A 12388-nucleotide genomic window follows, 5' to 3' on the forward strand; every position below is an offset into this window, starting at 1 on the left:
TATAGGGAATTGGGTGAACTTTCCTTATAATAGGAATAGACAGCTTATATAGTAAGACAACTGAGAGGGAGTTAACCTTGTTCGAAACCTTACTTTTAAATTTCTTATTTTTGTTGTTCCCGGTCTTGATCGTAGTGATTTTCTTTGAAAATAGAGCGTACCCGTACAATAACAGGCTGCTTGTTATGATGTCGGCCGTAACGATGGTTCTGTGTATGGCCAAGCCTATCCGACTGGAAATGGGATATATCTATGATCTCAGGTATATCCCGTTTATTCTTGTGGCGCTTTTTGGCGGATACCGTAATGTGCTTCCATTATATTTAGTTATGAATGTTTACCGTTTCTATGTAGGGGGAGCGGGGCTGATTCCCTCCTTCCTGTTCTCAACCGCGGTGCTGCTGCTGGTACCTTACTTCAGTAAACGCTTTATCAAGCAGTCATCCAGCCGCCGCATCCTCTGGGCCGCTGCTATCGCTACGCTAACCATGGGAATCTACCTGATGGTTCTGGCGACGATGACGGGTAGGTTGGACAAGCAATTCTGGACGCTCACGGTCTATGCCTTGACCACGCATGCCGTAGTCATGAGTATCATCATGATATTGATTGAGCAGATTATCACCAATATCAAGAACCGTGACCGGATTCTCCAGTCGGAGCGCCTGAATGTAGTTAGTGAGCTGGCAGCAAGTGTATCCCATGAAATCCGAAATCCGCTAACGGTGACCAGTGGTTTTTTGCAGCTGCTGAATAAATCAACGTCCATTACGCCTGAAGAAAAGGAATATGTAGAGCTATCGCTGCTGGAGCTGAACCGGGCGGAGAAGATCGTAAGCGATTATCTCTCTTTTGCCAAGCCGCAATCCGACAATATGGTATTTTCCAATATGCAGGCGGAAGCAGAGTACACAAAGAATATCATTATGCCCTATGCGAGCATCCACAAGGTGGAGGTCAGATTCACTTTCCATAACACGCTCAATAAAAGCTATGACAAGAACCAAATCCAGCAATGCCTGATCAACCTTTACAAGAATGGGATTGAAGCGATGAGGGAAAAAGACGGGGGCATCCTTACCATTGATATCTCGGAGAAAAAGTCAGACATCCTGATCACGATCCAGGACACCGGCATCGGCATGACTAAGGAAGAAATCTCCCGCCTCGGCAAGCCTTACTATTCCACCAAAGAAGAAGGAACAGGTCTAGGGATGCTCATGGCCTACAGCACGATCAATAAGGTTAAAGGGAACATTGAGGTGGAAAGTGAAAAGGGTAAGGGCACAACCTTCCTCATTACCATTCCTACCTAAAGTTACTCTGTGGCAGACCCCTATTCAAAAATGATAAAGTAGTTAATTGAAGATAGAGTTCTCAGGAAATGATAACCAGGAGGCCGAAGGAATGAGACAAGAATTGATCGCACAATTAAATAAGTGGCATGAGGAGGACAAGTATCAGGAGATCGTAGACCGTATCAAAGAAACGCCGACGATACTCATTGATGACGAGCTGGCTACCCACTTGGGGAGAGCTCTGAATAATCTGGGACGATACAAAGAAGCGCTGAAATGGTTCATGAAAACGGCGGACCAGGGCAAAAAAGACCCGCTGTGGCATTTCCGTGTGGGGTACGCCTACTATTATCTGGACCAGCTGAAGGATGCGATCCGGGAATTTGAGATTGCACACAAGCTGGACCCTGAAGATGAAGATACCGTACAGTTCCTGGAATGGAGCCGCAAGGAGGCAGCTGAAGCCCCGGCGGATACAGATGCTGACGAGGAAGAGGAATAGTCCCGAAGAGAAAATTCGAGAGGAGGTATCTGCATCATGGAAGCAGCTTTGCTGGCGCAGCTGACACAGTGGCATGAAGATAATGAATTTGCCAACATTGTAGACCGCATCATGGAGATTCCCGAACCGGATAGAGACTATACGATTATCGGTCAGCTGGGCAGGGCGCTCAACAATCTGGACCGTTACAATGAAGCACTGGAACAGCTGCTGAGTGTTGCCGGGGAAGGAGAGAAGGACCCGGTATGGCACTACCGGACAGGATATGCCTATTATTATCTGAAGCAGTACGATCATGCTGTTCGCGAATTTGAGCTTGCAGATGAGCTGGAGCCCGGGGATGAGGCGGTTCTGCAGCTTCTGGACTGGAGCCGCCTTGCGGCGGCACGGGAAGTGCGGGAACAGCAGCGTTTTGCAGCGGCACAGACCGGCAGCACTTCAGGAGGAGCCCCGTTGGAACCTTTCGACTTCGATGTCTTCTGGGAGGATAGCGAATATGCCCGCGAATCGTATGTATCCGAGCCGCTTACGGATGAGCTGATTGCCTCTGTGGAGCAGGAGCTGGGGTATAAGCTGCCGGCTTTTTATATCGGGATGATGAAGCGGCAGAACGGCGGGATTCCCCGGGATACCTGTTTCCCTACAGAGGAAGCGACCTCTTGGGCAGAGGACCATGTGGCCATTACAGGCATTATGGGCATTGGACGGGAGAAGACCTATTCCCTGTGCGGGGAACTTGGCAGCCGCTTCATGATTGAAGAGTGGGGTTACCCTGATATTGGGGTGGTATTCGGCGATTGTCCGTCCGCAGGGCATGATGTGATTATGCTGGATTACCGGGCCTGTGGTCCGGAAGGCGAGCCGGTAGTGATCCACGTGGATCAGGAAGCGGACTATGAGATTACTTTTCTGGCCAAAGACTTCGAGAGCTTTGTACGCGGATTGGTGAATGAGGAGGTCTTCGATACGTCCGTGGAGGACAAGGAAGAGGATCTGCGGAAGGTGGCTCAGGGAGCCTTCTCCCCTCTGCTTGCGGAACTGTGCGGCAATGTCACGGAGATAGAGAATATCGAAGGCATCATCCGTACGATCTGCACGGAGATTGTAGAAGACAAAGGACATTTCTCTCTCCATGCTGATGAGCGGTCTACCTTGATGTATGATGTGCAGTTCTGGCTGTATACCAAGTCGTACCCGACAACGATCCGGGCTGAATACCTTGAGGTCTATTCCAAAATGATTGCCTTTGGCGGCGAATTCGGAACCGGCGGCTACGCGCCGTCCTTCATAACGGATTGGCTGGACGAGCGCGTCCGGCAGGGGAGCATTGTTGAACGCGGTGGTGTGCTTAGCTTCACGGAAGAAGCCCGGGAGGCCCTGCTGCGCAAGCTGAACGGCATCGATGTGCCTGGAAACGGCAACCTATGACGCTGATCCGGGACCTCTTCCCCGGGCTGAGCTGGATTGATTACTCCACAGCCGCCGTTCCGAATCGTTCTTGTACCCATTCTGTGAACATTCCATAGTCCTTCTCCACCTGGCTGGCATATCCGTAGGCCCACCGGGAGAGATAGCTCGCAAAAGCATCCGGGTCCTGCCCCATGGCCTTGGCAATTTCTTCCTCACTATGATAAGGAAGAATTCCCTGGTCCACATCGGCATCGGCCCGGGCATGCATTTTGGCAGTGAGACTGCCCATTACCTCGAGTACACGTGTCATATCCTCCGTAGTTCCGATATCAGTCAGCTTCAGCCGTTTCTTATACGGCGACCGTTCTCTTACATAGAAATCCCTTCCCGCAAGCGTTAGAAAGCCCAGATATGGGTCAGCCTTATGGTGCATGGCCTGCTGCGTCGCGGTGACCCTTTTCCCCTGATGTCCGAAATGCTGCCAGAAGGACTCGGAATACGGCATGAAATAGGCTGGCACCGGCACCCTAACCTCTTTTACCTCAAGAACAGTATCGTCTGTATCCTCTTGCTCATGTCCACCCTCAATTAGCACATAATAGCGATCTAGCCCAATGGAGGCGGTGCCTGAACCATGCTTGACGGCGATGTCCTTCATCCGGTAATGATCTTCCCCCAGGTTGCGGGAAGTAAGGGTCTGCATGTAGAACGCCCAGGCGCTCTCCAGGAGGGTCTGTTCGGCTTGCCCGGGAACAGCCAGCTCGGAATTCTCCAAGAACACTCTGCCCGTCTGCATCTGGGCCGTAACCTTTTCCAGAAAATGCGCCTGTCTGCGGTTCTCCAGCTTGCGGAGGAGCTTCTTCACCGGACCTTTAGCCGTTTCCTCATCCATAACATAAGTGGCGGGGTTGTCCTTGCCCTGGGCGAACCGCCGGATCTGCCTTCCATACGCCTTAACGAAGCTCTCAATATGGCTTAACTGTTCAGCTTCACCATATCCGAGCTGTCTGCCCACAAGAGCGATGCTGCCCGCCATACGCAGGAGATCGTAGAGATACGAACCGACATATCCCTCATCGAAATCATTGACGTCATAGACATTATCTCCGTCCTCGCTGCGGATGGCGCCGAAGTTCTCGAAGTGCAGGTCTCCCTGAATCCAGGTTGGCCGGTCTTCGGGGGTATGATAAGGGAAGTACTGGCGGGTTGTATCGAAATAGAATAAGTACGCGCTGCCCCGGTAGAAGGAAAAAGCGTTCAGCGACATTTTCGAGTATTTCTCTGCCCGTTTCTCAGGACTCAGGCCCATAATTCCGCCGTCGAACTCTTCAAATATGGAGATTAGCAGATCCTTGCGGAGCTTGCTTCGTGTGCGGATGACGCCTTCAGTGATGGACTTGTCAATCATGGGAGACCCCCTTGGTTGGATTTAAAAAGAGTACACATACACCTTGGTCCGCATCGGATCTCTGCAGGTTATTGTGCGGACCGGCTGCATGTCCGGCATGGCGAAGAAAATGCTGATTACCACCGCGCCGGGCGGCAGCTCCTGTCTGAACTTCTCCGCCAGCCGCTCCATTGCGCCGGGGAATAAATAGCACAGTACCATATCGGCATCTGCGTAGGAGCTCCGGTAGATATCGCCCCGGATGAAGCGGAGTCTGCCCTGGAGCGGATCCGGGCCGTTCCCTGAGTGCGGGAGCCGCGCGAATATCAGCGGCAGCAGCTGCGAGAACCATAAAGGGAGGCTTGAATTCTCGATCCCGATGAGCCTTTTGCCTGGGCAATGGCGGATGATATCCAGACCCAGTGTGCCCCAGCCGGATCCTGCCTCCACAATAGTACCGTAGCCGGGAATCCGGTTCACCTCCCTGGCAACCGCCAGCCGTACAGCTCTTGAAGTGGGCATTGGAGAGATTCCGTTTCGCCAGGTGTCCACAACGATCCACATTACAGACAGGAGAACGGCTAGTGCGAACAGCCACGTAACGATTTGGAGGATGAGCATGCATCTTTTCCTCTCTCTCTACCAACAAGATTCTAATGTTTCTGTTATTATAAATCCCCTTTGGCCGCATAACCAGCTTAAGGGCTCGAATCAAACTTTAATATTCCTTGACAGGAATATTCCTTATCGGGTATATTGTAAGTGCAAGGTAGTAAAAACTGATTCACTAAAGGAACATTGCATGATGGAAACGACAATATTTAGCGCATTAGCCGAACCCACCCGCTTGCGGATGGTAGAAATGTTGAAGGACGGACCCCTAAGCGTAGGCGATATCGCCGAGCGTCTGGAACTCCGTCAGCCCCAGGCCTCGAAGCATCTGCGTGTTCTGCTGGATGCCGGGCTGGTTGAAGTAGAGGCTAAGGCCAACCGGCGGAACTACAGGCTGCGCACGGAGCCGCTGGAGGCACTGGATGCTTGGCTTGAAGCCTACCGGAAGATTTGGAGTGAACGCTTCGATAATCTGGACGACTACCTGCGTCAGCTGCAATCCAAAGACCGCGAATGACAATGAACATTACTTTCAGGAGGGATTATGAATGTCTAACCAAATGATTTCCCGAGTAGAAGGCCAGGAACTGATTCTTGAGCATGTATTCGATGCACCCCGCGAGCTAGTGTTCAAAGTGTTCTCCGAGGCGGAGCATCTGAAGCATTGGTGGGGTCCGCGCGGCTGGACCATCCCTTACTGCAGCGTTGATTTTCGTCCGGGCGGAGTATGGCATTACTGTATGAAGTGTGTCGATGAGAAGCAGGGGGACTTCTTCGGAATGGAATCGTGGGGCAAAGGCGTCTACCATGAAATCATAGATGGAGAGAAAATTGTCTACACCGATTACTTCTCGGATGCCGAAGGCAACGAAACCGAAGGCATGCCGTCTACGCTGATTACGATGCTGTTTGAAGAACATGACGGAAAGACGAAGCTGGTAAGCCGCTCCAAATATGACTCTGACGAAGCGCTCAAAACAGTGATGGATATGGGGATGATACAAGGCATTACCGAAACATGGGACCGCTTGGAAGAGCATTTGCAGTCGGTTCAATAATCTCTATATTAAAATAGAGAACAAACGACTCCTTCTCAGCCTGCCTCCGGCAGGCTTGTTTGCATTCCTGTTTCTTTTGCTGCCCTTTGGAAATAATGGGGGTAGGAGGCTTGAATAATGAACTATATAGAGATTCTGATGCGGACGGTTCTATCGGTGGGATTGCTGCTGCTCATTCCCCGAATTCTGGGCAAGCAGACCCTTTCCAATATGACGTCCAACGATTTCGTGATCAGCATTACACTTGGCTCCCTGGCGGCGAATCTCGCGTTCAATGTTAGTCTGAAGTCAACGTATCTGGTCCTGTCGATTGTTGTGATCACGGCGATCTCGTTCCTGCTCTCCTTCATTTCCCTCAAAAGCCGCCGCCTGCGCAGCTGGATCTCCGGTTCTCCCACGGTCCTGATCGAGGACGGAAAGATCATGGAGGCCAACATGCGCAAGATCCACTATACGCTGGATTCGCTGGTTCAGGCGCTTAGGGAGAAGGAGATTTTTAATCTCGAAGAGGTCGAATATGCAGTGCTTGAGGACAATGGACAGGTCTCTGTTCTGAAAAAGGAGGCCTACCAGTCCGTAACTAAGCAGGACCTGGGATTGGTACTGCATCCGCAGGCTTTTCCTGTAGAGCTGATTATGGATGGGGTAGTGGTGGAGGATAATCTGAAGCGGAACGGTCTGACGCGCGAGTGGCTGGAGACGGAGCTTGAGAAGAAGCAGCAGGGCAAGACGCTGGCAGATGTGTTCTATGCGGTAAAAGGCACGCAGCAGCAGCTCGTGTTCGATTTCTACGAAGATGGAGTGCAGAATCCGCTGGATCAGGAATAATCTCCTTCAGACAGGCCATCAGCTTGTGTGCACAACGTGATCATATGGAAGGATGTTACATAACTTTTTTATTGGCTTTTGAAATTAGGCCTGCTATATTTGAAAATACTATGGTCAGAGAGGGATAAGCAGCAGAGGTGTCGGCATAAAAGGATGAGAGGCGGATTTACATGCAACAAGTATTAGAGGGTATCGGTCTAACAAACGATTTTCTTTGGTCTAAGCTTCTGATTGTTCTTCTGATCGGTTGTGGTTTGTATTTCACCATTCGATCGAGATTTGTACAATTTGGCATGTTCAAAGAAATGTTTGTTGTGCTAAGAGAGTCGAATGCGAAGTCTACCAACAGCATCTCATCATTCCAGGCATTCTGTATCAGCATGGCAGCCAGGGTGGGGACAGGCAATATTACAGGAATTGCGATTGCCATTGCTTTGGGCGGGCCGGGTGCGGTCTTCTGGATGTGGGTAATTGCACTTATTGGTTCCGCATCCAGCTTTATTGAGAGTACCTTAGCGCAGGTGTATAAAGTAAGGGATCAAACAGGATTTCGCGGTGGTCCTGCTTATTATATGGAACAAGGCTTGAAGAAACGCTGGATGGGATCATTATTTGCCGTGCTGATCACGTTGTCCTTCGGCCTCGTCTTTAATGCGGTTCAGTCCAACACGATTACCGTTGCTTTTGAAAATTCATTCGGCACCAATCGTCTGGTTGTTGGACTTCTAATGGCGGTTGCGTTTGCCAGTATTATCTTTGGCGGCATCAAACGTATTGCTAAATTGTCCGAATATATTGTAGTTTTCATGGCCGTGATCTATATCGCCGTTGCCTTATGCATTGTGCTGATTAACATTACAAAAATGCCGGAAGTCCTGGCGCTTATTGTGAAGGGTGCGTTCGGATTTGAGCAAGTCGTAGGAGGGTCTCTTGGGGCGGTGATTCTGCAGGGGGTGAAGCGCGGTTTGTTCTCGAACGAAGCGGGAATGGGAAGTGCGCCGAATGCTGCAGCAACGGCAACGACAAGTCATCCTGTAAAACAAGGGCTTATGCAAGCATTCGGTGTGCTTACAGACACGTTGCTTATTTGTTCGAGTACCGCTTTCATTATTTTGCTATCCGATGCGTATAAGCAGCCTGGGCTGGATGGCATCAAGCTTACGCAAGCTGCACTAAGCGAACATATCGGTTCTTGGGCCTCTGGTTCTCTGGCTGTCATGGTATTCCTGTTTGCGTTCAGTACGTTAATTGGGAATTATTATTACGGAGAAACCAATATAGAGTTCTTAAACTCAAAGAAATCAGTAGTCATATTCTACAGATACAGTGTGCTTGCGATGATTCTATTCGGGGCGGTTGCCAAGGTTCAACTGGTATGGGATTTGGCTGACTTATTTATGGGGCTCATGGTGGTAGTTAACTTGATCGCCATCCTTCTTTTATCCAAAGTAGCCTTTGCAGCCCTTCAGGATTACAAGCGGCAGAAACAGGCCGGAAAAGACCCGGTTTTTGTAAAAGATAGTATTCAAGGTCTGGATCATATTGAATGTTGGGAGAACGCTTCAGCTAGGGGAGAGTTATAGATTGTTAAGGCCTAAGGCTCCAATAACGGAGCCTTTTTTGTTGATTGTGGGCCTTAATAGCCGAGCAGGTTACAGCACGCACATTACCAGCATTACCACGCATAAACCCCGTTCGCATCCAAAAACTCTCCGTTATGACGCTTGCCATCCGTGGCATAGCCGACAATAATGGCCGCCCCGGCCTCTTTGGATTTCCCGCCTTCGGCATTCCCATTCAGATCCGTCTTCGTGAAGCCGGGGGTTACTGCAAATACCTGGGCTTTGCTGTTTTTGAGCTCTAGGGCCATGGCTACAGTCATCGCATTGTTTGCAGTTTTAGAGGAATTGTAGTCAAATGCATTCAGCGCGTACTCCGAATTCTGCATGAAATGAAGGGACGCCATATCGGTAGAGACATTCACAATCGTTCCTTCATTTTCTTTTATTAGAGGGAAAAGAAGTTGATTCAAGCGGAAGGTTCCGAAGAAATTCACCTCAAAAGCGTTCCGCAAATGCTCCTCCCGGGTATCGCTGAATGAACTGGAGAATGCCCCCGGCATGCCGGCATTGTTAATGATAAGCGTCACATCAGAATAGTTGTTGCGAATGGTAACGGCTGCTTGCTCAATGCTGTCCAGATTCGTCATATCAATGGGCAAGAACTCCACGTCCAGCCCTTGACTGGTTAATTCAGCAGCTGCGGATTTCCCCCGTTCGAGACTGCGTGCCCCAAGCAATACCTTCCAGCCCGCTACACCAAGCTGTCTTGCGACTTCCAAGCCAATCCCTTTATTGGCACCTGTTACAAACGCTGTTTTTGTCATCTTCATCCTTCTTTCTGTGAGTGAGGTTCTATTAATAATTCGTAGCTTACTATGCTACACTTAGTGTAGGTCAACACTAAAAGTGAGGATGTGAGCAACAATTTTTACGATTGGACAAGTTGCCAAAAAAGTAGGGATAAATATTGGCGCGATTCGCTTTTATGAACGAAAAGGTCTTCTCGAGCCAGTAGTCCGCAACGAGCAAAACAATCGCCTGTATACCGACGACGAGATTGGCTGGCTGATCTTTCTGAAATGTCTGCGCGAAACGGGAATGAGTATAGAGGAGATCAAGAAGTACCACGACATGGTCAAAGTTGGAATCTCTACCCTGCCGGAGAGAACCAGGCTCATTGAGGAGCAGAAGCAAGCTCTATTGGACGAAATTGAACAGAAAAAAGCTCAGCTCGTTCATCTGGAGCATAAGCTGGAGCGGTATTATCGGGGAGAGAATTATTAGCAACTGTTGAGAGGTAAATCCCCCAAAACCACGACACACAGCTGTCCGGTTTGTCCTCCTATAATGAACGTATCTTGAAATAATAAGGAGACGAGCATAGGTATGGGAGAGATTGTTAGACATGATGTGAATGAGGAGTATGCGTATTCTGAAGTGGTGGAGGCGGGGGATTTTGTATTTCTCAGCTTCTGTGTAGGCAATGTGGGGGGAACCGTGGAGGAGCAGGTGGAAGGCGCGCTGAATGATATGAGTGGCCGGCTGCAGCGGGTGGGGCTGACGCTTGCGGATGTCGTGAAGGTCGATATTTTGCTGCGGGATGTGTGGGATATTCCGGTGATGGAGCAGGTGTTCAAGCGCAGATTCCAAGGAAAGTACCCTGCCCGGAAGACGATCTCCACAGAGTTCGCGCATGTCGGCGGGCCGGATGGGCTCAAGGTACAGATGGATGGTGTGGCGTATCGTTCGCGCGCATAGCGCTGAGCAGGTATCCACTCGTAAAGGTGAAATGCAGCAGCGGATAGCTTGGCTGGACGTCTCCGGTGGTATATAGTAGAGGGACATTTCTAGGACAGGGGAGCGAACAGGGATGATAGCATTGATCTTGGCTGCGGGGTATGCGACCCGTCTCTATCCGTTAACGAAAGATACGCCGAAGCCGCTGCTGCCGGTTCAGGGAAGCCGGACGATTCTGGATTTGTTGATTGATCGTCTGGAGGTTCTGGAGGAAGTCACGGAGATTCAGATTGTAACGAATGATCGCTTCTTCCGTGCTTTTGAGCAGTGGCATCTCAAGTATAGGGGGACGAAGCCGATTCGTATTCTGAATGACGGCACTTCTTTACCCGAAGGACGGTTAGGAGCGGTTGGCGATATCCAGTATGTCATCGAACGGGAACATTTGTCAGAGGACCTGCTGGTTCTGGCGGGTGACAATGTGCTCGGATTTGGCCTCGAGGGCTATCTGAATTATTTTCATCAGGTAGACAAAGACTGTATTCTGGTCCGGACGGTGGACGATATCCAGGAGCTTCGCAGTGTTGGCGTTGCTGAGCTGGATGCGGAGGGGCGGGTTCTTTCTTTGGAAGAAAAGCCGCAATCACCCCGTACGAACATTGGTGTCTTTGCCCTCTATCTCTATAAGCGTTCCACGCTGCCGCTATTCGCCCATTATCTCGCCGAAGGGGGCAACCCGGATGCGCCGAGTTATTTTCCCGAGTGGCTGCACTCCCGCCAGGAGATGCGGGCCTACTATACGGAGGGCACGATTGATGATGTCGGCACCCCGGAAGCGTATACCGAGATGCGGGATAGGCTGAGTAACGGTGAAGCCTAGGCAGAAGGCGTGCTGAACAATATGAGTGAAAGATTAGGGAATATTGGATTTGGTGAGTCTTAATAGCAGGAACAGCGGCAGTCCAGGAGGCGAAAGATAGCTCCCAGACTGCCGCTGTTTTATCCAAATCTCTGTTTAAGAAAGTTGAAAGTTATTCAATTGTTGAAATAGTGGCCTTTCTCAAGATCGGTGATCAGTCCTGGATGTTCCGGCCGCCAGTTCAGGCGTTCTCGGGTAAGTAAGCTCGATGTTGGATTATCGCGCCCGGCAAGGGCGCCGAGAAATCCAAAGTGAGCGTCTGCCTCTTCGCGCGGGATACTGACCACGGGCAAGTTCAGGTGGCGGCCGATGACGCCGGCGATGTCACGGAAGGGCACCCCTTCCTCACCGGCCCCGTGCAGGCGTGATCCTGCCGGGGCATCTTCCAGCGCGAGCCGGAAGAGCCGCGCCGCATCCAGCCGATGCACTGCTGGCCAGCAATTCGCTCCGTCGCCGATGTAGGCAGAGACCCCCTTGTCACGGGCAATAGCAATCAGTGCATGGACGAAGCCCTTATCACCCTCTCCATGTACAGATGGCGAGAGACGGACTACTGAAGTCCGGACTCCGCGCTCAGCCAGTGCCATAGCCAAGCACTCGGAACCGCCCCGGGGCAATTCGGCCCGGGCTGCAGCTTCTTCTGTTCCGGTCTGGCCTGGCGGGAGCAGCATGGAGAGGATCAATGTTCCCGAGGTGATGACAAGCGGCTTGCCGGAGCCTTCAAGGGCTGCTCCGATGGTCTCGACGGCGCGGAGATCGGAGGCGATAGCTCCGGCGTAATCCGAGAAGTCGTGCTTAAAAGCAAGATGAATAACGCCGTCTGCTGTGGCGGCGCCGCTGCGAAGACTCTCAAGGTCGTCCAGTCCGCCGTGATGCACTTCCGCACCAGCCGCCAATAATGCCGTGGCAGCTTTGTCGGTCCGGGCGAGTCCGACGACCTGATGCCCTGCGGCGATGAGTTCAGGGACGACTGCAGAACCGATAAAACCCGTTGCTCCGGTCACAAAAACACGCATAGAGCATTCCTCCTAAATGAAAATAATACTTGCAATTGAAATGATAAAGTATAGAGTGC

The 12388-nt window shown here is 51.0% G+C and carries 14 protein-coding genes; 10 read left to right on the forward strand and 4 right to left on the reverse strand.

From position 1 onward, the window contains the following. Positions 1-134: 134 nt before the first annotated feature. The 3 genes from ACAN54_RS14985 to ACAN54_RS14995 all read left to right on the forward strand — a co-directional run bounded on the left by ACAN54_RS14985 (position 135) and on the right by ACAN54_RS14995 (position 3228). Positions 135-1316: an ATP-binding protein gene (locus ACAN54_RS14985; RefSeq protein WP_379156365.1), complete on the forward strand. Its 1182-nt coding sequence runs from the start codon at positions 135-137 to the stop codon at positions 1314-1316. 91 nt (positions 1317-1407) lie between these two features. Further along, the gene (locus ACAN54_RS14990) at positions 1408-1800 is read left to right on the forward strand and encodes a tetratricopeptide repeat protein (RefSeq protein ID WP_379156368.1); all 393 of its coding nucleotides are present in this window, start codon (positions 1408-1410) and stop codon (positions 1798-1800) included. 36 nt (positions 1801-1836) lie between these two features. Next, on the forward strand, positions 1837-3228 hold the full coding sequence (locus ACAN54_RS14995; protein WP_379156371.1) for an SMI1/KNR4 family protein: 1392 nt from the start codon (positions 1837-1839) through the stop codon (positions 3226-3228). A gap of 40 nt (positions 3229-3268) precedes the next feature. On the opposite strand, the gene ACAN54_RS15000 is transcribed toward ACAN54_RS14995, so the two are convergent. Together ACAN54_RS15000 and ACAN54_RS15005 are read right to left on the reverse strand one after the other, a co-directional pair. Continuing rightward, entirely contained in the window at positions 3269-4618 is a 1350-nt protein-coding gene (locus tag ACAN54_RS15000; protein WP_379156375.1) for a DUF2252 domain-containing protein, read from the reverse strand. A gap of 21 nt (positions 4619-4639) precedes the next feature. Continuing rightward, the gene (locus ACAN54_RS15005) at positions 4640-5218 is read right to left on the reverse strand and encodes a class I SAM-dependent methyltransferase (protein WP_379156378.1); all 579 of its coding nucleotides are present in this window, start codon (positions 5216-5218) and stop codon (positions 4640-4642) included. 184 nt (positions 5219-5402) lie between these two features. On the opposite strand from ACAN54_RS15005, the gene ACAN54_RS15010 reads away from it, so the two are divergent. The 4 genes from ACAN54_RS15010 to ACAN54_RS15025 all read left to right on the forward strand — a co-directional run bounded on the left by ACAN54_RS15010 (position 5403) and on the right by ACAN54_RS15025 (position 8678). After that, positions 5403-5726: an ArsR/SmtB family transcription factor gene (locus ACAN54_RS15010; RefSeq protein ID WP_379156381.1), complete on the forward strand. Its 324-nt coding sequence runs from the start codon at positions 5403-5405 to the stop codon at positions 5724-5726. Between the two features lie 31 nt (positions 5727-5757). Then, a complete protein-coding gene (locus ACAN54_RS15015; RefSeq protein WP_379156384.1) occupies positions 5758-6267 on the forward strand; it encodes an SRPBCC domain-containing protein in 510 nt (169 codons plus the stop codon). A 117-nt stretch (positions 6268-6384) separates the two neighbouring features. Continuing rightward, positions 6385-7095 (forward strand): DUF421 domain-containing protein, encoded by a 711-nt coding sequence (locus tag ACAN54_RS15020; protein ID WP_379156388.1) that lies wholly within the window; start codon positions 6385-6387, stop codon positions 7093-7095. Between the two features lie 170 nt (positions 7096-7265). Next, positions 7266-8678: an alanine/glycine:cation symporter family protein gene (locus ACAN54_RS15025; RefSeq protein ID WP_379156391.1), complete on the forward strand. Its 1413-nt coding sequence runs from the start codon at positions 7266-7268 to the stop codon at positions 8676-8678. Between the two features lie 92 nt (positions 8679-8770). On the opposite strand, the gene ACAN54_RS15030 is transcribed toward ACAN54_RS15025, so the two are convergent. Then, positions 8771-9481, reverse strand: a complete 711-nt coding sequence (locus ACAN54_RS15030) for an SDR family NAD(P)-dependent oxidoreductase (protein WP_379156394.1) — start codon at positions 9479-9481, stop codon at positions 8771-8773. 109 nt (positions 9482-9590) lie between these two features. On the opposite strand from ACAN54_RS15030, the gene ACAN54_RS15035 reads away from it, so the two are divergent. The 3 genes from ACAN54_RS15035 (at position 9591) to ACAN54_RS15045 (ending at position 11274) form a co-directional block, all read left to right on the forward strand. Beyond that, entirely contained in the window at positions 9591-9941 is a 351-nt protein-coding gene (locus ACAN54_RS15035; RefSeq protein WP_379157508.1) for a MerR family transcriptional regulator, read from the forward strand. A 102-nt stretch (positions 9942-10043) separates the two neighbouring features. After that, positions 10044-10415, forward strand: a complete 372-nt coding sequence (locus ACAN54_RS15040) for a RidA family protein (protein ID WP_379156397.1) — start codon at positions 10044-10046, stop codon at positions 10413-10415. A 112-nt stretch (positions 10416-10527) separates the two neighbouring features. Continuing rightward, on the forward strand, positions 10528-11274 hold the full coding sequence (locus ACAN54_RS15045; protein WP_379156400.1) for a nucleotidyltransferase family protein: 747 nt from the start codon (positions 10528-10530) through the stop codon (positions 11272-11274). Positions 11275-11429: 155 nt separating this feature from the next. Here ACAN54_RS15045 and ACAN54_RS15050 read toward each other — a convergent pair whose 3' ends face one another. Beyond that, the gene (locus ACAN54_RS15050; protein WP_379156403.1) at positions 11430-12329 is read right to left on the reverse strand and encodes an SDR family oxidoreductase; all 900 of its coding nucleotides are present in this window, start codon (positions 12327-12329) and stop codon (positions 11430-11432) included. Positions 12330-12388 lie beyond the last annotated feature (59 nt).

The sequence above is a fragment of the Paenibacillus diazotrophicus genome, from assembly GCF_042610465.1.